Source organism: Pseudacidovorax sp. 1753 (assembly GCF_040544975.1).
GTDB lineage: Bacteria > Pseudomonadota > Gammaproteobacteria > Burkholderiales > Burkholderiaceae_C > Xenophilus.
Genome location: NZ_JBEPKY010000001.1, coordinates 39,695 through 61,053 on the forward strand (window position 1 = coordinate 39,695; position 21,359 = coordinate 61,053).

A 21,359-nucleotide genomic window follows, 5' to 3' on the forward strand; every position below is an offset into this window, starting at 1 on the left:
TGGGGCGTCGGCGGCTTCGATGCCGGTCAGACCGGCTGCAGCGCGATGCGCGCGGCCAGGACCTCGATCTCGGCCCGCGGCGGCAGCCCGGGCGCGATGCGCTGGATGCGTGCAGCGGCGCAGGCCATGCCGAAGACCCCGGCTTCGGGGAAGTCGCGGCCTTCGACCAGCGCCGCCAGCGTGCCGGCCACCAGCGCATCGCCGGCGCCAACGGTGGTGGCCACCGGCACGCGCGGCGGCCGGGCCAGCCAGCAGCCGCCCTCGCCCGCGATGACGGCGCCGTCGCCACCCAGCGAGACGACCACCCGGCCGACACCGCGCGCGCGCAGCGCCAGTGCGGCGCGCGCCACGTCGGCCGCAGCGGGCAGCGGCTGGCCGACCAGCTCTTCCAGTTCGGCGCGGTTGGGCTTGAGGAAGTCGGGCGCGGCGGGCAGGCGGTCGAGCAGCTCGCCCAGCACCTTGCCGCCGGTGTCCACCATCAGGCGGGCGCCGCTGGCGCGCAGCGCCTCGGCCAGGCGCAGCAGGCTCTCGACGCCCACGCCGGGCGGCAGGCTGCCGGCCAGGGTGCACCAGGTGCCCTCGCCCACCAGCGGCGCCAGGCGCGCCAGCAGCGCGGCTTCGGCCTGCGCGGTAGCTTGGGCGTCGAAGGCGATGCCGGCCAGGTTGATGTCGGTGCTGTCGCCGCGCGCGGCGTCGGCCAGCTTGATGTTGGTGCGGGTGCGGCCCGGCACGCGCACCATGGCGTCGGCGATGCCGCGCTCGGCGAAGGCGTGCTCGAAGAGATGCGGGTTCTGGTCGCCCAGCCAGCCCGAGGCGGCAGTGCGCAGGCCCAGCGCTGCGGCGACGGCCGCCACGCCGATCCCCTTGCCGCCGGCCTCGAACTGCTCGGCACGGGCCCGGTGCACGGCGCCGGGCTCCAGCCGGTCGAGCGAGACGGTGTGGTCGATCGCCGGGTTGGGCGTGACCGTGATCAGCTGCATCGCGGTGGACGTCATGCCGCCACCTCGTCGCCAGCCGGCGCGGTGTCGCGCAGTTGCGCGGCCAGGGCGCGCACGGCGCCGCCGTCGTCCATGTCCAGCGCCGACTTCGCCAGCGCCTGCAGCTCAACCAGGCTGTGGCGGCGCAGCAGCGCCTTGACGCCAGCGATGTCGCCCACGCTCATGCTCAATTCCTGCACGCCCAGGCCGGCCAGCAAGGCCGCGCCCAGCGGCTCGCCGGCCAGGCCCCCGCACACGCCCACCCAGCGGCCATGGCGGCGCGCGCCGTCCACCGTCTGCGCGACCAAGCGCAGCACGGCCGGATGCAGGCTGTCGGCCATGGTGGCCAGTTGCGGATGCTGGCGGTCCACCGCCAGCGCGTACTGCGTCAGGTCGTTGGTGCCGATGGAGAAGAAGTCCACATGCGGCGAAAGACGGTCGGCCATCATGGCAGCGGAAGGCACCTCGATCATGATGCCCACCGGAATGCGCCGGCCGCCCTGCTCGGGCGACAGGCCCAGCGACTGCTGCACCTCGCTCAGGCGCTCGCGCAGGCGACGCACTTCGTCGAGGGTGCTGATCATGGGGAACATCAGCGACAGCGGCCCTTCCTGCGCGGCGCGCACCAGAGCGCGCAGCTGCGGCAGCATCAGGTCGTCGCGGGCCAGGCACAGGCGGGCGCCGCGCAGGCCGAGGAAGGGGTTCTCCTCCACCGGCAGGTCCAGGTGCGGCACCTGCTTGTCGCCGCCGATGTCCAGCGTACGGACGATCAGCGGACGGCCGCCCAGGGCGCGCACCATGTCGCGGTAGACCGCGTACTGCTCCTCTTCATCGGGCACATGGTCGCGCTCCAGGAAGAGGAATTCGGTGCGCATCAGGCCCACGCTCTCGGCGCCATGGTCCAGCGCCTTGGCCACCTGCTCGGGCTTGTTGATGTTGGCGGCGATCTCCAGGCCGTGGCCGTCCAGCGTGGTCACCGGCTGCAGACGGCTGCGGGCCTCTTCCGCCTGGCGACGGGCCAGGCGGTCGATCATGGCCTGGGCCTGGGCCAGCGCTTCGTCGCTGGGGCCGATGTGCAGCTGGCCACGGTAGCCGTCGAGGATGGCGCGCTCGCCGCTGCGGGCCGCGAGCACGCCGGGACCGGCGGCCACCACGGCCGGCAGGCCCAGGGCGCGCGCCAGGATGGCGGTGTGGGCGGTCGGGCCGCCGCGGGCGGTGCAGAAGCCCTTGACGCGTTGCACGTCGATCTGCGCCGTGACCGAGGGCGACAGGTCGTCGGCCAGCAGCAGGCTGTCGGCGGGCCAGCGCGACGGGTCCTGCGCGGCGGCGCCGGCCTCGCCCACCAGGGCGCGCAGCACGCGGTCGCCCACGTCCTGCAGGTCGGCGGCGCGGGCAGCCAGCACCGGGTCGGCGACGGCGCGCTGGGCCGCCACATGGCCGGCCAGCGCATGGCGCCAGGACCAGGCGGCACCGTGGCCCTGCACGACCAGCCGGGTGGCGTCGCGCAGCAGTTCCGGGTGGGCCAGGATCTGGCGGTGCGCCTCGAAGATGCCGGCCTGCTCGGCGGCGTTCTTGCGGCGCGCGCCTTCGGCCAGCGCAACCAGCTCGGCCTCGGCAGCGGCCAGGGCCTCGTCGAGCGCCGCGGCGGCGGCGGCCACGCCCTGGCCGGGCTGGTCGGCCACCTCCAGCGCGGGCGCGTCGGCCATCACCAGCGTGCCGATCACCAGGCCTGGGCTGGCGGCGATGCCGCCGATGTGCTGGCGTGCCTCGGGTTGCCAGCCGGCCAGTTCGCGGCCCAGGCCGTGGGCCTGCTTCTCGCGGGCGGCGGCCTGCTCGGCCTGGCGTTTTTCGTCCTGCGCCAGGCGCACGATCACGTCCTTGAGGGCGGCCAGCGCCTGCGCGGCGTCCGGGCCGGCGGCCGAGATGCGCAGGCGCGCGCCGCGGCCAGCGCCCAGGCCCAGCAGCGCGGGCATGCTGCGGGCGTCGGCCACGGTGTCGCCATGGCGCACGCGCAGCTCGGCCAGAAAGCGCGAGGCCACCTGCGCCCACTGCGTGGCAGGGCGGGCATGCAGGCCGTTCGGGTAGTCGAGCACCACGTCCTGCGCCATCGGCAGGTCTTCGGGCACGGCGGTGGCGACGGGGGCGGCGCCGTCGCGGGTGAGCGCGGCCACGATCTCTTCCGCATTGCCGGTGGCGGCCAGGGCTTCGAGGCGCTGGCCATCGGCCATCAGCCGGGTCAGGCGGCGCAGCACGGCGATGTGCTGGTCGGAAGCTGCGGCCACCGCCACCACGAGCTGCACGCGGTGGTCGGGCGCATCCCAGGCGACGCCGCCCGGCACCTGCACGACAGCCAGGCCGGTGCGGCGCACCAGGCCCTTGTCTTCCACCATGCCGTGCGGCACGGCCAGGCCGCGGCCCATGTAGGTGGTGGCGACCTGCTCGCGACGCAGCAGGCTGTCGGCATAGGCGGGGTCGCAGAAGCCGGCCTGAACCAGCAGGGCGCCGGCGGCGCGGATGGCGGCCTCACGGTCGGCGACCGTGGCGGCGAGTTGGACTTGCACGGGAAGATCCATACCGTCTCCTGAAAGTTTTGGAATCGATACCAATGATGGAATTATCGAAACGGGCGCCCGGCTGTCCACCAAAACCCGCTGATATGTCTCAAAAATCAGGGTAAACACCGAGATTCAGGCGATAGAACCTTCATCGCCTCGCCGTCCTCGGAATGCAGAATCCTGGTATCGATTTCAGCCTTCACCCATGACGCAGCCCCTGCCGCATCGCCAGAGCGCCAGCATCAAGGACGTCGCCGAACGCGCCGGCGCCTCCACCACCACCGTCTCGCGGGTGCTGAGCCACCCCGAGGCGGTGCGACCCGACCTGCGCCAGCGCGTGCAGCAGGCCATCGACGAGCTGGGCTACCGGCCCAACCTGGCCGCGCGGCGGCTGCGGCAGCAGCGGGCCTCGCTCATCGGGCTGATCGTCTCGGACATCCGCAACCCCTTCTTCACCGAGATCAGCCGGGCGGTGGAAGACATCGCCTACCGCCACGGCCTGCGCCTGATCCTGTGCAACAGCGACGAAGACCCGGCCAAGGAACAGTCCTACCTGGAGCTGATGGCAGACGAGCAGGCCAGCGGCGTGATCCTCTCGCCCACGCTGGAGCTGACGCGGCGATTCCGCGCGGGGCAGCACCCCTTTCCCGTGGTGATGGTCGACCGGGCGCCCGAAGGCAGCACGCCCAGCGACCTGGTGCTGCTGGACAACGCCCCTGCCGCCCGTCGCCTGACCGAGCACCTGATCGCGCAGGGCTGCCGCCGCATCGCGCTGCTGGCAGGCTCGCGCAGCAGCACCGGCCGCGAGCGCCAGGCCGGCTACGAGGCCGCCATGCGCGAGGCCGGCCTGCAGCCGCAGGTGGTGGCCCTGCGCCCCCTGGCGGCCGAAGGCCAGGCGGCCGCCGCCACGCTGCTGGCCCAGGCCGAGCGCCCGGACGCATTGCTGGCCACCAACGGCCTTCTTCTATTAGGGGCCTGGAAGGCGGTGCGCGAGGCCAGCCTGGCCATGCCCGAGGACGTGGCCATCGCCGGCTTCGACAACAACGACTGGACCACCCTGCCCGAGCCGGCCGTCACCGTGATGGCCCAGCCCACCGCCGACATCGGCCGGACCGCGGCCGAACTGCTGCTGCAGCGCATGGCCGAACCCGGCCGGCCGCCGCGGCGCATCGTGCTCGAAGGCGAGCTGCTGGTGCGCGGATCGAGCGTGCTCAGGCCGTCGGCGACGGTGGCGCCGCCTCGGCCAGCGCATCCAGCGGCCAGCGCGGCTTGACGTCGAAGGCGTAGCGCGCCTCCGGCTGCGACAGGCCGGACTGGATGCGCATGGCCGCGGCCAGCGCGATCATGGCGCCGTTGTCGGTGCACAGCGCCAGCTCCGGGTAGTGCACGCGCACCTTGCGCCTGGCACAGGCGGCATTCAGCTGCTCGCGCAGCAGCCGGTTGGCACCGACGCCACCGGCCACCACCAGGCGCTTGAGGCCAGTACGCTCCAGCGCCGCGAGCGACTTGCGCACGAGCACCTCGACGATGGCCGCCTGGGTCGAGGCGGCCAGGTCGGCCTTGCGGGCTTCCAGTTCGGCACCCAGCTTCTTGGTCTGCGTGAGCACCGCCGTCTTGAGGCCGGCGAAGGAAAAATCCAGGTCGCCGCTGTGCAGCAGCGGCCGTGGCAGCTTGAAGGCCTGCGCATCGCCGCCCTCCGCCAGTTTCGACAGCCAGGGCCCGCCCGGATAAGGCAGGCCCATCAGCTTGGCGCTTTTGTCGAAGGCCTCGCCGGCAGCGTCGTCGATGGTTTCGCCCAGCAGCTCGTAGCGCCCGACGCCTTCCACCCGCATCAGCTGCGTGTGGCCGCCGGACACCAGCAGCGCGACGAAGGGAAACTGCGGCGGATCGACGCTGAGGAAGGGCGAGAGCAGATGCCCTTCCAGGTGATGCACGCCCAGCACCGGCCGGCCCAGCGCCGCGCCCAGCGCACAGGCCACGCCCGCGCCCACCAACAGCGCGCCGGCCAGGCCGGGGCCGCGGGTGAAGGCGACGACGTCGATGTCGGCGCGCGTCCAGCCGGCTTCGGCCAGCACGGCCTCGGTCAGGGGCAGCACGCGGCGGATGTGGTCGCGGCTGGCCAGCTCGGGCACCACGCCGCCATAGGCCTGGTGCATGGCGATCTGGCTGTGCAGGGCGTGGGCGGCCAGGCGCGGCACGCCGCCGTCGGACAGGGTCTCGACGAGGGCCACGCCCGTTTCGTCGCAGGAGGATTCGATGCCCAGGATGCGCATCGCGGCAGTGTAGGCGGCGCTCCCGCGCGGGGCCGGGCGGCAACCCCATGCCCCTGCGCCGGCCCGGCGTGCAAGGCCGGCGAGCCAGCGGGGTTGCAGGCCGAGGGGCATGGAATTTGCGGCATGCTCTCGCCCCCGCGTTTTCCTGCTTCATTGCCGCCTCACCCATGACGACCAGCCTTGGCTTCCTGATCGCCGCCCGCCGTTGCGAGATCGACGAGCTCGACCAGCTCGCCCGTACCAGCGAGCTGGTGGGCACGCTGGGCCGGCTGGTGCATGCGCTGCAGCGCGAGCGCGGCATCACCAACGTCTTCCTGGGCTCGGGCGGCCAGCGCTTCGCCGCCGAGCGGGCCGCACAGATGGCCGATTGCCGCGCGAAGGAACAGCAGGTCCGCGCCGCCCTCGATCCGCTGGTGGACGACCCGCGGCGGCTGGCGGGCGGCTCGCGCCTCTTTCCCCGGGTTGCCTATGTGCTGCAGGGGCTGGACGCCCTGCCTGCCCTGCGCGCGCGCATCGAGGCGCTGTCGATCGGGCCGGACGTCTCCACCGCCGCCTTCGTGAAGCTGATCGCCGGCCTGCTGGCGGTGGTGTTCGAGGCGGCCGATGGCGCCACCGACCCGGACATCTCTCGCTGGCTGGTCGCCATGTTCAATTTCATGCAGGGCAAGGAATTCGCCGGCCAGGAGCGCGCCTTTGGCGCCGCCGCCTTCCTGCGCGGCGGCAACGACGATGCCCAGCGCCAGCAGTGGCTGCACCTGATCGAATCGCAGGAGCGCTGCTTCGGCCTGTTCTGCGAGTTCAGCGACGAGACGCTGCGCGCCCAGTGGCAGGCCAGCCAGGCACCCACCCAGTTGGCCGAACTGGAACGCCTGCGCCGCATCGGCTGCACCTCGCCCGCCGGCACGGTGCTGGACGCCAACCTCAGCCCGCTGTGGTTCGAGGGCTGCACCCGCCGCATCGACGCCATGCAGGCCATCGAGGACGGCCTGGCGCGCGAGCTGCGCGCCCTGTGCGGCCGGAAGATCGAGCAGGCCAGCGCCGAGCTGCAACGCTACGAGGCGCTGCAGGCCAAGGCCGTGACGCCCGGCGATTTCTTCGCCGACGCCACGGCCGAGACCGCCGAAGCGCCCGCCACCGGCTACGGTCGCAACCTCGAGCGTTCGGTGCTGCAGATGGTGCAGGAGCAGTCGCGCCGCCTGCAGGCCATGAACGACGAACTGCAGACCGTGCGCGCCTCGCTCAACGAGCGCAAGGTGGTCGAGCGCGCCAAGGGCCTGCTGATGGCCCACCGCCAGCTCAGCGAGGAAGAGGCGCACAAGATGCTGCGCCAGACCGCCATGAACCAGAACCGCCGCCTGGTGGATGTGGCGGAGTCGGTGCTGGCCATGGCCGACTTCCTGCCGCTGGGCGGCAGCGCCCCGCGCTGAGCCGGGCCCCTGCGCAGCCGCGCCCCAGGTTGACACAGAACCGGCGCTGACGCCCGCACCACAGCTGCTTTTGGTGCACAGCAGCAATCCGCGGCGCACGTCCGTGGCGCATGACGGTCGCCCGGGGACGCCTGCAGCAGTGGGCTCGGCAAGCCCTGTCCGGCCCTTCTCCCTCTGACGAAGCCACCTTGGACCGCCCATCAGCCCATCCTGGCACACCGCTTGCGTAGTCCTGACCACAGACCGGAAACGGTCGTCCGGCAGGCGGCGCCCAAAGGCGGGCAAGGCAGGCCGGACACAGGACAAAGGCGTCCTCTCCCGCTGGCTCCATGGCATGCACCGCATGCGATGGAGCCGGCGCGGCGAGGACGCCTTTTTGTTTTTCCCCTTCGCTGCCCTTCTTGCCCCGGAGTCCGCCCATGACCGACGCCAACCGCCCCGCCCCGCTGAGCCGCCGCCGCGTGCTGCAGGCCGCCGCTGCCAGCGCCCTGACCATCGATCCTGCCCTGCGCGCCTGCGTCTGGGCCCAGGGCTCTGACAAACCCGAGAAGGAGGAGGTGAAGATCGGCTTCATCCCGCTGACCGATTGCGCGAGCGTCGTCATGGCCTCGGTGCTGGGCATCGACAAGAAGTACGGCGTGAAGATCGTCCCCAGCAAGGAAGCCAGTTGGGCCGGCGTGCGCGACAAGCTGGTCAATGGCGATCTGGACTTCGCCCACGTGCTCTACGGCCTGATCTACGGCGTGCACCTCGGCATCGGCGGCCCCAAGAAGGACATGGCCGTGCTCATGACCCTCAACAACAACGGCCAGGCCATCACGCTGTCGAAAAAGCTGGCCGACAAGGGCGCGGTGGACGGCGCTTCGCTCGCCAAGCTGATGGCCACCGACAAGCGCGAATACACCTTCGCCCAGACCTTCCCCACCGGCACCCATGCCATGTGGCTGTACTACTGGCTGGCGGCCAACGGCATCAACCCGATGAAGGACGCCAAGTCCATCGTGGTGCCGCCGCCGCAGATGGTGGCCAACATGCGCGTGGGCAACATGGACGGCTTCTGTGTGGGCGAGCCCTGGGGCCACCGGGCCATCATGGACGGCATCGGCATCACCGCCGTGACCACGCAGGACATCTGGAAGGACCACCCCGAGAAGGTGCTGGGCACCTCGGCCGACTTCGTCAAGAAGTACCCCAACACGGCCCGCGCCGTGACGGCCGCCATCCTGGAGGCCGGCAAGTGGATCGACGGCGGCCTCTCGAACAAGAACAAGATGGCCGAGACCATCGCCGAGAAGAGCTACGTCAACACCAGCGTGGACGCCATCAACCAGCGCATCCTGGGCCGCTACCAGAACGGCCTGGGCAAGACCTGGGACGACCCGAACTACATGAAGTTCTACAACGACGGCGCGGTGAACTTCCCCTACCTGTCCGACGGCATGTGGTTCCTCACCCAGCACAAGCGCTGGGGCCTGCTCAAGGAGCATCCGGACTACCTGAAGGTGGCCACCGAGATCAACCGCATCGACATCTACAAGCAGGCCGCCGCCGCCACCAAGACGCCGGTGCCCGCCAGCCCGATGCGCAGCAGCAAGCTCATCGACGGCGTGGTGTGGGACGGCAAGGAGCCGGCCAAGTACGCCGATTCGTTCAAGGTCCGCGCCTGAGGCCGCACCCTCCATCCACCAGGAGCCCATCACCATGGTTGCCGCCGTCTTCCATCTTCCGCGCGAGGCCGACATCGCGGCCCCGTCCCCGTCCGTGCATGTGCCGGCCAAGCCGCTGACCGTGGTGTCTGCGCCCGATGTGCCGGCGGCGCCCGCCCAGCCGGCCAAGGCGGCGCGTGCCTCGCGCGACTTCAGCGGCTTGTGGCTGCGCATCGTCCCGCCGCTGCTGGGCTTTGGCCTGCTGCTGCTGGTGTGGGAGCTGGTGGCCGCGCGCAGCGGCGGCAGCTTTCCGGGCCCGGCCGAGACCTGGAAGCAGGCGGTGCAGGTCTTCGCCGACCCCTTCTACAGCAACGGCCCCAACGACCAGGGCGTGGGCTGGAACGTGCTGGCTTCGCTGCAGCGCGTGGCGGTGGGCTTCGGCCTGGCGGCGCTGGTGGGCATTCCGGCGGGCTTCGCCGTCGGCCGCTCGGTGTTCCTGGCGCGCATGTTCAACCCGCTGATCAGCCTGCTGCGCCCGGTGTCGCCGCTGGCCTGGCTGCCCATCGGCCTGCTGGTCTTCAAGGGCGCCAACCCGGCCGCCATCTGGACCATCTTCATCTGCTCGATCTGGCCGATGGTCATCAACACCGCCGTGGGCGTGCAGCGCGTGCCGCAGGACTACATGAACGTGGCCCGCGTGCTGGACCTGTCGGAATGGAAGATCCTCACCCGCATCCTCTTCCCCGCCGTGCTGCCCTACATGCTCACCGGCGTGCGCCTGGCCGTGGGCACCGCCTGGCTGGTGATCGTGGCGGCCGAGATGCTGACCGGCGGCGTGGGCATCGGCTTCTGGGTCTGGGACGAGTGGAACAACCTCAACGTCAAGAACATCATCATCGCCATCTTCGTGATCGGCATCGTGGGCCTGCTGCTGGAGATGGCCCTGGTCAAGCTCGCCACCGCATTCACCTTCGAAGAGGTCAAGTCGTGAACACCGCCGTTTCCAACTCCGCTGCCGATGCCAAGTTCATCCAGATCCAGGGCGTCGAGCAGGCCTTCAAGACGCCCAAGGGCCGCTTCGTCGCGCTGCGCGACATCGACCTGACCGTCGCCAAGGGCGAGTTCGTGGCGCTGATCGGCCACTCCGGCTGCGGCAAGAGCACGCTGCTGAACCTCATCGCCGGCCTCACCCGGCCCACGCAGGGCGCGCTGCTGTGCGCCAACAAGGAGATCGCCGGCCCCGGCCCCGAGCGTGCGGTGGTTTTCCAGAACCATTCGCTGCTGCCCTGGCTGACCTGCTTCGAGAACATCCACCTGGGCGTGGAGCGTGTCTTCGGCGGCACCGAGTCCAAGGCCCAGCTGCGCCAGCGCACCACCGATGCCCTCGCGCTGGTGGGCCTGACGGCGGCCACGCACAAGCGGCCCGGCGAGATCTCCGGCGGCATGAAGCAACGCGTGGGCATCGCCCGCGCCCTGGCCATGGAACCCAAGGTGCTGCTGATGGACGAGCCCTTCGGCGCGCTCGACGCCCTGACGCGCGCCAAGCTGCAGGACGAGCTGCTGGCCATCGTGCAGAAGACGCACAGCACCGTGGTGATGGTCACGCACGACGTGGACGAAGCCGTGCTGCTGTCCGACAAGATCGTGATGATGACCAACGGCCCGGCCGCCACCATCGGCGAGGTGCTGGCGGTGGACCTGCCCCGCCCGCGCAATCGCGTGGAACTGGCCGAGGACCGCGACTACGTGCACTACCGCAAGGCGGTGATCGACTTCCTCTACACCCGGCAAGGCCACGTGGAGAAGCAGGCCGCCTGAGGGCGGCCACGCAGGAACACGGCACGCAGGAGACAAGGATGCGGCAGAAACTGGTGGTGATCGGCAACGGCATGGCCGGCATGCGCACGGTGCAGGAGCTGCTGGCCATCGCGCCGGGGCTCTACGACATCACGGTGTTCGGTGCCGAGCCGCATCCGCACTACAACCGCATCCTGCTGTCGCCGGTGCTGGCCGGCGAGCGCAGCCTGCAGGACATCGTGCTGAACGACTGGGACTGGTACCGCGAGCAGGGCATCACCCTGCATGCGGGCCGCACCGTCACGCAGGTGGACCGCGCCCGCCGCATCGTGCGCGCCGACGACGGCACCGAGGCCGCCTACGACCGGCTGCTGCTGGCCACCGGCTCGCAGCCCGTGGTGCTGCCGGTGCCGGGCGCCGGCCTGCGCGGCGTGCTCGCCCACCGCGACATCGCCGACACCGAGGCCATGATCGAGGCCGCCCGCACGCACCGCCATGCCGTGGTCGTCGGCGGCGGCGTGCTAGGCCTGGAAGCCGCCAGCGGCCTGGCCCGTCGCGGCATGGCCGTCACCGTGGTGCACCGCAACGAGTGGCTGATGGAGCGCCAGCTCGACGCCGAGGCCGCCACGCTGCTACGCCAGACGCTGGAAACACAACAAGGCCTGAACTTCCGCCTGGGCGCGCAGACCGAGGCGCTGCTGGACGACGGCCAGGGCCGCGTGCGCGCGGTGCGCCTCACGGACGGCAGCGAGCTGCCCGCGGACCTGGTGGTGATGGCCATCGGCATCCGGCCGCACATCGCGCTGGCGCAGCAGATGCGGCTGTATTGCGAGCGCGGCATCGTGGTCAGCGACACGCTGCAGACCGTGACCGACGGCCGCATCTACGCCGTGGGCGAATGCGCCCAGCACCGCGGCGTGGCCTACGGCCTGGTTGCGCCGCTGTTCGAGCAGGGCCGCGTGGCGGCCAACCACCTGGCGCAGATGGGCATCGGCCGCTACGAGGGCAGCACCGTCTCGGCCAAGCTCAAAGTGACGGGTGTCGAACTGCTGTCGGCCGGCGACTTCATGGGCGGCGAAGGCACTGAGATGCTGGTGCTGCGCGACCCCGAAGGCGGTGTCTACCGCAAGCTGGTGCTCAAGGACGAGCGGCTGGTCGGCGCCTGCCTCTACGGCGATGCCGAGGGCGGCGGCTGGTACCTGGACCTGCTGCGCGAAGGCCGCAGCGTGGCGGAGTTGCGCGAGCAGTTGATCTTCGGGGAGCCGGCGCATGGCTGAGGAAACGCGCTCCACCTGTCCGTACTGCGGCGTGGGCTGTGGTGTGCTCATCCAGACCGAAGGCGACCGCATCACCGGCGTGCGCGGCGACCCGTCCCACCCTGCCAACTTCGGCCGCCTGTGCACCAAGGGCAGCACGCTGCACCTGACGGCCTCGCCCGCCATCGCGCAGCAGACGCGGCTGCTGGCACCGGCGCTGCGACCCGCGCGCGGCAAAGCGCCCCACGCCATCGGCTGGAACGAGGCGCTGGACCTCGCCGCCGATCGCTTCGCGCGCGTGATCGCCGAGGACGGCCCGGATGCCGTCGGCTTCTACCTGTCGGGCCAGCTGCTCACCGAGGACTACTACGTCTTCAACAAGCTGGCCAAGGGCCTCATCGGCACCAACAACCTCGACACCAACTCGCGCCTGTGCATGAGCAGCGCCGTGGCCGGCTACAAGAGGACACTGGGCGCCGACGCTCCGCCTGCCTGCTACGACGACGTGAAGGACGCCGGCTGCCTGTTCATCGCCGGCAGCAACACGGCATGGGCGCATCCCATCTTCTTCCGCCGCATCGAAGAAGCGAAGCGCGCCAACCCGGCCATGAAGATCGTGGTGGTCGACCCGCGCCGCACCGACACCTGCGAGATCGCCGACCTGCACCTGGCGCTGCAACCGGGCAGCGACGTCATGCTCTTCCACGGCCTGCTGCATGTGATGCTGCGCGAAGGCTGGACCGACGCCGCCTTCATCGACGCCCACACCCATGGCTTAGAGGCGCTGCGCGCAACGGTGCAGGACTGCACCCCCGAGCGCGTGAGCGAGATCTGTGGCCTGCCCATTGCCGACATCGTGGAAGCCGCGCGCCTGTTCGCCACCGGCGGCACCGGCGATGCGGCGCGCCGTGCGCCCACGCTCAGCCTGTATTGCATGGGACTGAACCAGTCCTCGCACGGCACGGACAAGAACGCGGCGCTCATCAATCTGCACCTTGCCACGGGCCAGATCGGCCAACCGGGTGCCGGCCCCTTCTCGCTGACCGGCCAGCCCAATGCCATGGGCGGCCGCGAGGTGGGCGGCCTGTCGAACCTGCTGCCCGCGCACCGCGACATGGCCAACGCCGATCACCGGGCCGAGGTGGCCGCCTTCTGGGGCGTTCCGACCATCCCGGCCACGCCGGGCCTGAGCGCCATCGAGATGTTCCGTGCCGCCGCCGAAGGCCGGGTGCGCGCGCTGTGGATCGCCTGCACCAACCCCGCCCAGTCCATGCCCGACCAGGCGCTGGTGCGTCGGGCGCTGGAGCGCTGCGAATTCGTCGTGCTGCAGGAAGCCTTCGCCACCACCGCCACGGTTGCCTTCGCCGACCTGCTGCTGCCCGCCACCACCTGGGGCGAGAAGGACGGCACGGTCACCAACAGCGAGCGGCGCATCTCGCGCGTGCGGCCCGCCGTCGCGGCGCCCGGCGAGGCGCGCCACGACTGGGCCATCGCGGCCGACTTCGGCCGGCGGCTGCAGTCGCGGCTGGCCCTGCAGGCACTGGCACCCGCCACGCACGCCCTCACCGCCTACGACACGCCCGAGCAGGTCTGGAACGAGCACCGCGCCACCACCCGTGGCCGCGACCTGGACATCACCGGCCTTTCCTACGCCCTGCTGGACGAACTCGGCCCGCAGCAGTGGCCCATGCCGGAAGGGCAAGCGGCCGGCACGGCGCGCCTGTACCAGGACGGCGTCTTCGCCACGCCCGACGGCCGCGCCCGCTTCAGCCCCGAGCCCTGGCGCCCGCTGGCCGAGGCACGCGACGCCGACTGGCCCTATGCACTCAACACCGGCCGCCTGCGCGACCAGTGGCACGGCATGAGCCGCACCGGCACGCTCGGCCGGCTGTTCGGCCATGTGGCCGAGCCGGCGCTGCAGATGGCCCCGCAGGACATGGCCCGCGAAGGCCTGGCGGCCGGCGACCTGGTCGAGGTCAGCTCCCGCCGCGGCAGCGCGGTGCTGCCGGTGCAGCCCGATGCCACGCTGGCGCCGGCGCAGACCTTCCTCGCGATGCACTGGGGCGAGGAGTTCCTCGGCGGCCGGGACCCGCAGGGCCGGGAGATGACCGGCGTCAACGGCCTGACGACGCCCACCTTCTGCCCCACCTCCAAGCAGCCCGAACTCAAGCACGCGGCCGTGCGCATCCGCCGCCTGGCCCTGCCCTGGACGCTGCTGGGCATCGCCTGGCTGCCGGCCGACCGGGCCCTGGCCGTGCGGCAGGCGCTGCGCGAAGCGGCCCGCGACCTGCGCTTCGTCAGCTGCGTGCCCTTCGGCGACGAAGGTGCCGGTGGCGGCGAAGGCGGAGTGCTGCTGCGCGCCGCAGCCGACAGGCCACCGCCCGCCGCGCTGGTCGACCGCATCGAGGCCCTGCTCGGCCTGGGCGACGGTCAGGCCCTGCGCTACGCCGACCCGGCCCGCGGCCACCGCCGCGCCGTGCGGCTGCAGCGCGACGGTGAAATCGCCCATGTGCGCGCCGTGCTGCTGGCTGGCGACACCCGCGCCGAGGGCTGGCTCAAGACGCTGATCCAGGACCGGCTGCCGGCTCAGGCCTTCGGCCGTCGCCTGCTGTCGTACCAGGCGACGGCGCCGGTGGCGGTGGTGTCGCGCGGCAAGACCGTGTGCAACTGCTTCGGCGTGGCCGAGCAGACCATCGGCGAGCACCTGGCGGCCTGCGACGGCAGCGAGGGCGAGCGCCTGGCCAGCCTGCAACAGGCGCTGCGCTGCGGCACCCACTGCGGCTCCTGCGTGCCCGAACTGCGCCGCATGGTGCGCGAGACGCCGGTGCGCCTGCATCGCCAGGCGGCATAAGCGCCCTCGCATTCCGGCATAAGCGCTGCGGGACAATCCGGACACCCATGGGAAGCATTGCGCACTACATCAAGGACATCGGCCGCGGCGCCCGCGGTGCGAAGCCCCTCGCCCGCGAACAGGCGGCGGACCTCTTCGGCCAAGTGCTGGACGGCAGCGTCACCGACCTGGAGATCGGTGCGTTCTGCCTGGCCATGCGCGTCAAGGGCGAGACCACGCAGGAGATGGCCGGCTTTCTCGACGCCACCCATGCGCGGCTGGCCTGCCTGCAGAGCCTGGCCGGCCCGGTGGTCGTGCTACCCAGCTACAACGGCGCGCGCCGGCTGCCCGTGCTCACGCCCCTGCTGGCGCTGCTGCTGGCCCGCGAAGGCCTGCCGGTGCTGGTGCACGGCAGCCGCACCGAAAGCAGCCGGGTCACGGCCGCCGAGGTGCTGGCCGAACTGGGCCATGCCGAAGCGACGACGCTGACGCCGCTGGACACCGGCCAGATCGCCGTGGTCGACACCGGCCTGCTGCACGGCGGCCTCAAGCGCCTGCTGGAAGTGCGCCGCGTGGTCGGCCTGCGCAACGCGGGCCACAGCGTGGTCAAGCTGATGCAGCCGGTGGCCGGCCCGGCGGTGGTGGTGGGCAGCTACACCCATCCCGCCTTCGGCACGGTGATGACCGAGCTGTTCGAGTTGCTGGGCATGACAGCCATGCTCTCGCGCGGCCTCGAAGGCGAGGTGGTGGTGGATCCGCGCCGCACCCTGCACGTCGAAGGTTTCGTGCGCGGCCAGCGCCAGGCGCTGCAGACGCAGCAGCCCGGCACACTGGCCGAGATCCCCGGCCTGCCGGCCGAACTCGACGCCGTCGCCACCGCCGCCTACACCCGCCGCGTGCTGGCGGGCGAATTGCCCCTTCCCGATGCGATCGCCGCCCAGGTCGCGCACATCCGCCAGCTGGCCGCCCACGCATGAACACGCCCACGAACGCCTCCCGCCCCCTTGGCCGCTGCACCCTCGTCGGTGCTGGCCCGGGCGATCCGGAACTGCTCACCCTCAAGGCCGTGAAGGCCATCCAGGCCGCGACCGTGCTGCTGGTGGACGACCTGGTCAACGACGAGATCCTGCAGTGGGCCCGGCCCGACGCGCGCATCGTGCACGTCGGCAAGCGCGGCGGCTGCAAGAGCACGCCGCAGGCCTTCATCGAGAAGCTGATGATCACCGCCGTGCAGGAAGGCGAGACCGTGGTGCGCCTCAAGGGCGGCGATCCCTTCGTCTTCGGCCGCGGCGGGGAGGAGGTCGAGCACCTGCGCGAGGCCGGCATCGCCTGCGAGGTGGTCAACGGCATCACCGCCGGCCTGGCCGCGGTGACGGCGCTGGGCGTGCCCCTGACCCACCGCGACCATGCGGCGGGCGTGGTGTTCGTCACCGGCCATGCCAAGACCGGCGCGGTCGACGCCGCGCGCCACGACAGCACCGACTGGGCCGCCCTGGCCGCCACGGCCCGGGATGCACGCCTGACGCTGGTCATCTACATGGGCGTGGCCGGCGCGGCCCACATCCAGCAGCAGTTACTGGCCGGCGGCCTGCCGGCCGCCACGCCGGTGGCGGTGGTTCAACACGCCAGCCTGCCCCAGCAGCGTCAGATGGGCAGCACGCTGGGCACGCTGGCCGCCGACCTGGCGCACAGTGGCCTGGGCAGCCCGTCGATCATCGTGGTGGGGGATGTGCTGCGCGGCATGGTGGCGGTCGGCGACACGGCCTCGTCACGCTTCGGGACCTGAACCGAAGCGTTCCGCGCCGCTCCGGCAGAGGTCAGCCTCGGCCGGCATCGATGAGGACCTGCGCGGCCGACTTCGCGCCGGGCGACGCCGACCTCAGCAACTTGCAGCCCCGCCGGGCAACGGATACTGCGCGCCCCATGTCCTCCAACTTCGACGCCATCGTCATCGGCGCCGGTGCCGCCGGCCTCTTCTGCGCGGCGCAGGCCGGCCAGCGCGGCCTGCGCGTGCTGCTCATCGACCATGCCGAGCGCGTGGCCGAGAAGATCCGCGTCTCCGGCGGTGGCCGCTGCAACTTCACCAACCGCGAACTCGACCCGCGCGCGCCGCAGCGCCATTACCTGGGCGAGAACCCGCATTTCTGCCGCTCGGCCCTGGCCCGCTACACGCCCGCCGACTTCATCGCGCTGGTGGACCGCCACGGCATCGCCTGGCACGAGAAGCACAAGGGCCAGCTCTTCTGCGACGGGCCCTCGCAGCAGATCATCGATCTGCTGCTGGCCGAATGCGCCGACGGCCGGGTCGAACGCTGGCAGCCCTGCGCCGTGCAGTCGGTCGCCTTCGACGCCGGGGCTGGCCGCTACTGGCTGCAGACCGCACGGGGGCCGGTGGAGGCGCCACAACTGGTCATCGCCACGGGCGGCTTGGCCATCCCGCAGATCGGCGCCACCGAATTCGGCTGGCGCATCGCGGCGCAGTTCGGCCTGCGGACCATCGCCCCGCGGCCCGCGCTGGTGCCGCTGACCTTCGGCGGCCAGGCCTGGGCGCCCTATGCGCAACTCGCCGGCCTGGCGCTGCCGGTCGCCATCAGCACCGGCAGCGGCAAGGCGCGGATGCGCTTCGACGAGGACCTGCTGTTCACCCACCGCGGGCTTTCGGGGCCGGCCATCCTGCAGATCTCCAGCTACTGGCAGCCCGGCACGCCGCTGACGCTGGACTTCGCACCGGGCACCGACGTGCAGGCCCGCCTGACCGAGGCGAAGCGCGATTCGCGCAAGCGGGTGGCGAACGAACTGGCGACGCTGGTGCCCTCGCGACTGGCCGATGCCTGGACCGGCGAGGACCCGGGCCTGCAGCGGCCCATCAACGAGGCGGCCGACAAGTCACTGGCCCGCTTGGCCGAGCGCATCAGCCGCTGGTCGCTGGTGCCCGACGGCACCGAGGGCTACAAGAAGGCCGAGGTCACGGCCGGCGGCGTGGACACGCGCGAGCTGTCCTCGCAGACCCTGGAAGCCGCGCGCCAGGCCGGCCTCTTCTTCATCGGCGAGACGGTGGACGTGACCGGCTGGCTGGGCGGCTACAACTTCCAGTGGGCCTGGGCCAGCGCCCACGCCTGCGCGCAGGCGCTGCAGGCCGGCTGAGCGCGCCGGGCCACCGCTGGCGCAGCACGACGACGCGGGGTGCCGGGGATACGGCGCCTCAGCCCCATCGTCTCCGGCATCGCGCCAGGCACGCGCCGCCAAGCACCCGAGGCAGCTTGAGCGGCGCTCCCAAATCTGCTACATTAGCCGGCTAACTTTGGCCTACCCCTCAGCGGGCCGCAAATCTTTCGAGTTGAGGACCACCGGCCGGGGGCCTCGATCTTCCCTGGTCACATTCAACATCTCTTTGAATCAATGACCACCATCCGCGTTAAAGAAAACGAGCCCTTCGACGTCGCGCTGCGCCGCTTCAAGCGCACCATCGAAAAGCTCGGCCTGCTGACCGACCTGCGCGCCCGCGAGTTCTACGAAAAGCCGACCGCCGAGCGCAAGCGCAAGAAGGCCGCGGCCGTCAAGCGCCACTACAAGCGCGTGCGCAGCATGCAGCTGCCCAAGAAGCTGTACTGATCGCCAAGAAGCTGTACTGATCGATCTGCAGGCAACACCGGCACGTCCTCGACGCCGCCGGTCGCGCACCAAGCAAGCCGCGCCGGGGAAACCTGCCGCGGCTTTCGTCTTTTTCCCACTCCCTCTTCTTCACCCAGCAAGGACGCACCATGAGCCTCAAGGCCCGCATCACCGAAGACATGAAGACCGCCATGCGCGCCAAGGAAGCCGAGCGCCTGGGCACCATCCGCCTGCTGCTGGCCGCGATGAAGCAGAAGGAAGTGGACGAGCGCATCGAGCTGGACGATGCCGCCGTGGTCGGCGTCATCGACAAGATGATCAAGCAGCGCAAGGACTCCATCACCGCCTTCACCCAGGCCGGCCGCACCGAACTGGCCGACAAGGAAGCCGCCGAGGTCGCCGTGCTCGAGGCCTACCTGCCCCAGCGCCTGGGCGCCGACGAAATCGCCGCCGAGGTCAAGGCCATCGTGGCCGAGCTGGGCGCCAGCGGGCCCGGCGACATGGGCAAGGTGATGGGCGCCGCCAAGCAGCGCCTGGCGGGCAAGGCCGAGATGGGCCAGGTCAGTGCCGCGGTCAAGGCCGCACTCGCCGGCTGATTGCATGGACACGCCGGCCGTCGCCCCCATCGGCAAGGCCTGCGCCTGCGTGGTGGACGCGCGCGGCCGGCTGCTGGTCTTCCACCATCCGGGGGACCGCGGCATGCAACTGGTCAAGGGCACCATCGAGCCCGGCGAGTCACCCGAAGAAGCCGTCCGCCGCGAACTGCTGGAGGAATCCGGCCTGCGCTTCGACGGCCCGCTCCAGCCTCTGGGCACGCTGCTGCGCCATTGCGCCGCAGGCCACGAGGGCAACGACCACACGCACGAGCAGCTGTGGCATCTGTTCCTGCTGCGCATCGACGCGCCGCTGCCCGAGCGCTTCGAACACACCGCCCACGGAAGCCCGGAAGAGGACGGTCTGGTGTTCGACTTCCGCTGGCTCACGCCGCAGGAGCCGCTGGACGGCTTTACCCTGCCCTACCGGCAGGCCATCGAGCGGGTCTGGCAGGCGCTGCGGGCCTGAACGCGCGCCGCCGTTCGGGGCCTGCGCCCAGTCCGCATCCGCTCAGACGGCCCCGCGCAGCACCATCCATCCGCCCAGCAGCGCGAGCCCGGCGAAGAAGCAGCGCCGGAACACCGGCAACGGCAGGCGCGCCTGCAGACGCCGCCCCAGCGCCATGCCGAGCCAGGCCGGCACCAGCAAGGCCAGCGAAGGCCACCACGACGCGGCCGGCACGCCGTCCGCATTGCCCGCCAGCCCGATGCCCAGCGCCAGTGTGCAGGTGCTGAAAGACAGGCCCATCGCCCGCATCAACGCGGCCCGCGGCAGCCCCAGGCCCTGCAGATAGGGCACCACGGGCAACACGAACACGCCGGTGAGCGCTGTCAGAACGCCGGTGAACAAGCCGGCCGCCGGCCCCATCCAGCGCGCCTGCGCAGGCGTCAAGCTCGCCCCACGGCCGGCGAGGCCCCAGGCGGCATAGGCCATCAGCGCCAGCCCCAGCAGCAGCACGCCGCTGCGACCCGAAGGCGGGCCCCAAACCGCCAGTCCGCCCAGCGTGCCTGCAGCCATGCCGACCTGCAGACCCATCGTGCAGCGCAGCAGCGCCAAGGCCTCGCGCCAGGGTCCGGCCTGCCAGAGATTGGTCACCAGCGATGGCAGCACCAGCAGCGCCGCCGCCTGGGCCGGCGGCATCCAGAGCGCGAGCAGGGCCATCGACAGCGTGGGCAGGCCCAGGCCGAGCAGCCCCTTCACGGCCCCGGCGAGCACGAAGACGCCGGCGGTCAGCGCCCAGAATGGGCCCGAGGACAGCTCAGCCGACATGGCGCACGTGGCCGGTCGATGCAGCAGTCGGCGGGTGGCAAGGACGGGCCATGGCGTGAGGGTCGGCAAGGGCGACGCAGTGGGTGAAGGCCCGAAGTCTGGCCGCCCCGGCCGCTCCCCGCCAATGCGGAAGAAACGCAGCCCCCTATGGCCATGCCTGAGGGCGGCCGCCGGCCACCCCCGCGGCCGCCCTCGCGTGCTAACTTGTGCCCCATGCGATTCGACCTGACCGACCTGCGCCTCTTCGTCCACGTGGTCGAGGCCGGCAGCCTCACCCGCGGCGCCGACCGAGCCCCCATGACGCTGGCCTCCGCCAGCCAGCGGGTGCGCGGCACGGAGCAGGCGCTGGGCGGCCCGCTGCTGCATCGCCATGCGGCGGGCGTGACACCCACCGAGGCGGGCCGCACGTTGCTGCACCATGCCCGCACAGTGCTGGCGCAGATGCAGTGCCTGTATGGCGAGATGGCCGAGCACGGCCAGGGCCTGCGCAGCCGCGTGCGCCTGCTGGCCAACACCGCCGCGCTGATGGAGCACCTGCCGGGTCCCCTGGCCGACTTCCTGGCGGCGCATCCGCAGGTCTCGGTGGACCTGGACGAACGCGCCAGCGCCGACGTAGCGGATGCGGTGCGCGCCGGCCTCGCGGACATTGGCATTGCCTCGCAGCTCGCCGACTTCGGCGGCCTGGAAGACCACGCCTTCCGCCGCGACGACCTGGTGCTGGTGCTGCCGCGCGGCCATGCGCTGGCCCGTCGACGCCGCGTAACGCTCGCCGAACTGGGCGATGCGGAATGGGTGGGATTGGCCGCCGGCAATCCGCTGCAGGAACACATCAGCCGCCAGATCCGTGCAGCCGGGCTGCCGTCGCGCTACCGGGCGCGGGTGCGCAGTTTCGACGCGGTGTGCCGCATGGCAGCGCAGGGCATCGGCGCCGGGGTGGTGCCGCACACGGCGGCAGCGCGGTGCGCGCGCACCATGGCACTGGCGCGGGTGCCCTTGGCAGATGAATGGGCAGGCCGCCAACTGCGGGCCTGCGTGCGCGACGAGGCGACGCTGTCGCCTCAGACGCGCACGCTACTCGCGCACCTCACGGCCCTGCCGGAGGCGGCGCGCAGCGCCTGAACCC

General features: G+C 71.6%; 17 protein-coding genes and 1 pseudogene. 14 read left to right on the forward strand and 4 right to left on the reverse strand.

Annotation, left to right across the window (positions count from 1 at the left end; genetic code table 11):
• Positions 1 to 26 precede the first annotated feature (26 nt).
• Together ABIC63_RS00200 and ptsP are read right to left on the reverse strand one after the other, a co-directional pair.
• Positions 27 to 995 carry a 1-phosphofructokinase family hexose kinase gene (locus ABIC63_RS00200; RefSeq protein WP_354318255.1) on the reverse strand — a complete coding sequence of 323 codons (969 nt, stop codon included), beginning with the start codon at positions 993 to 995 and terminating at the stop codon, positions 27 to 29.
• The gene (gene ptsP / locus ABIC63_RS00205) at positions 992 to 3,550 is read right to left on the reverse strand and encodes a phosphoenolpyruvate--protein phosphotransferase (RefSeq protein ID WP_502935831.1); all 2,559 of its coding nucleotides are present in this window, start codon (positions 3,548 to 3,550) and stop codon (positions 992 to 994) included. Before ptsP ends, ABIC63_RS00200 begins: the two co-directional genes overlap by 4 nt.
• A gap of 187 nt (positions 3,551 to 3,737) precedes the next feature.
• Here ptsP and ABIC63_RS00210 point away from each other — a divergent pair, with 187 nt between their 5' ends.
• Complete coding sequence (locus tag ABIC63_RS00210; protein ID WP_354318257.1) at positions 3,738 to 4,805, forward strand: LacI family DNA-binding transcriptional regulator; 1,068 nt, start codon at positions 3,738 to 3,740, stop codon at positions 4,803 to 4,805.
• Here the strand turns inward: ABIC63_RS00210 and tsaD are convergent.
• Positions 4,744 to 5,805 (reverse strand): tRNA (adenosine(37)-N6)-threonylcarbamoyltransferase complex transferase subunit TsaD, encoded by a 1,062-nt coding sequence (gene tsaD, locus ABIC63_RS00215; RefSeq protein ID WP_354318258.1) that lies wholly within the window; start codon positions 5,803 to 5,805, stop codon positions 4,744 to 4,746. The genes ABIC63_RS00210 and tsaD overlap by 62 nt on opposite strands.
• A 167-nt stretch (positions 5,806 to 5,972) precedes the next feature.
• On the opposite strand from tsaD, the gene ABIC63_RS00220 reads away from it, so the two are divergent.
• The 12 genes and pseudogenes from ABIC63_RS00220 (at position 5,973) to ABIC63_RS00275 (ending at position 19,435) form a co-directional block, all read left to right on the forward strand.
• On the forward strand, positions 5,973 to 7,232 hold the full coding sequence (locus ABIC63_RS00220; protein ID WP_354318259.1) for a nitrate- and nitrite sensing domain-containing protein: 1,260 nt from the start codon (positions 5,973 to 5,975) through the stop codon (positions 7,230 to 7,232).
• 419 nt (positions 7,233 to 7,651) lie between these two features.
• Positions 7,652 to 8,899: a CmpA/NrtA family ABC transporter substrate-binding protein gene (locus ABIC63_RS00225; RefSeq protein WP_294367519.1), complete on the forward strand. Its 1,248-nt coding sequence runs from the start codon at positions 7,652 to 7,654 to the stop codon at positions 8,897 to 8,899.
• Between the two features lie 34 nt (positions 8,900 to 8,933).
• Positions 8,934 to 9,869, forward strand: a complete 936-nt coding sequence (gene ntrB, locus ABIC63_RS00230; RefSeq protein ID WP_294367516.1) for a nitrate ABC transporter permease — start codon at positions 8,934 to 8,936, stop codon at positions 9,867 to 9,869.
• Positions 9,866 to 10,696, forward strand: a complete 831-nt coding sequence (locus ABIC63_RS00235; RefSeq protein ID WP_354318260.1) for an ABC transporter ATP-binding protein — start codon at positions 9,866 to 9,868, stop codon at positions 10,694 to 10,696. Before ntrB ends, ABIC63_RS00235 begins: the two co-directional genes overlap by 4 nt.
• A 38-nt stretch (positions 10,697 to 10,734) precedes the next feature.
• Positions 10,735 to 11,937 (forward strand): annotated as a pseudogene (locus ABIC63_RS00240) (NAD(P)/FAD-dependent oxidoreductase); the annotation flags it as partial.
• 7 nt (positions 11,938 to 11,944) lie between these two features.
• Entirely contained in the window at positions 11,945 to 14,782 is a 2,838-nt protein-coding gene (locus tag ABIC63_RS00245; RefSeq protein WP_354318261.1) for a nitrate reductase, read from the forward strand.
• A gap of 47 nt (positions 14,783 to 14,829) precedes the next feature.
• Entirely contained in the window at positions 14,830 to 15,738 is a 909-nt protein-coding gene (gene ybiB, locus ABIC63_RS00250) for a DNA-binding protein YbiB (protein WP_354318262.1), read from the forward strand.
• A complete protein-coding gene (cobA, locus tag ABIC63_RS00255) occupies positions 15,735 to 16,547 on the forward strand; it encodes a uroporphyrinogen-III C-methyltransferase (RefSeq protein ID WP_354318263.1) in 813 nt (270 codons plus the stop codon). Before ybiB ends, cobA begins: the two co-directional genes overlap by 4 nt.
• Positions 16,548 to 16,684: 137 nt before the next feature.
• On the forward strand, positions 16,685 to 17,905 hold the full coding sequence (locus tag ABIC63_RS00260) for a BaiN/RdsA family NAD(P)/FAD-dependent oxidoreductase (protein WP_354318264.1): 1,221 nt from the start codon (positions 16,685 to 16,687) through the stop codon (positions 17,903 to 17,905).
• A gap of 255 nt (positions 17,906 to 18,160) precedes the next feature.
• Positions 18,161 to 18,373, forward strand: a complete 213-nt coding sequence (gene rpsU / locus ABIC63_RS00265; protein ID WP_007833691.1) for a 30S ribosomal protein S21 — start codon at positions 18,161 to 18,163, stop codon at positions 18,371 to 18,373.
• Between the two features lie 149 nt (positions 18,374 to 18,522).
• Entirely contained in the window at positions 18,523 to 18,969 is a 447-nt protein-coding gene (locus tag ABIC63_RS00270) for a GatB/YqeY domain-containing protein (RefSeq protein ID WP_354318265.1), read from the forward strand.
• A 4-nt stretch (positions 18,970 to 18,973) separates the two neighbouring features.
• Positions 18,974 to 19,435, forward strand: coding sequence for an NUDIX domain-containing protein (locus ABIC63_RS00275; RefSeq protein WP_294367503.1), 462 nt, complete (start codon positions 18,974 to 18,976; stop codon positions 19,433 to 19,435).
• Positions 19,436 to 19,477: 42 nt separating this feature from the next.
• On the opposite strand, the gene ABIC63_RS00280 is transcribed toward ABIC63_RS00275, so the two are convergent.
• The gene (locus ABIC63_RS00280; protein WP_354318266.1) at positions 19,478 to 20,236 is read right to left on the reverse strand and encodes a sulfite exporter TauE/SafE family protein; all 759 of its coding nucleotides are present in this window, start codon (positions 20,234 to 20,236) and stop codon (positions 19,478 to 19,480) included.
• A gap of 213 nt (positions 20,237 to 20,449) precedes the next feature.
• Here ABIC63_RS00280 and ABIC63_RS00285 point away from each other — a divergent pair, with 213 nt between their 5' ends.
• The gene (locus ABIC63_RS00285) at positions 20,450 to 21,355 is read left to right on the forward strand and encodes a LysR substrate-binding domain-containing protein (RefSeq protein ID WP_354318267.1); all 906 of its coding nucleotides are present in this window, start codon (positions 20,450 to 20,452) and stop codon (positions 21,353 to 21,355) included.
• Positions 21,356 to 21,359 lie beyond the last annotated feature (4 nt).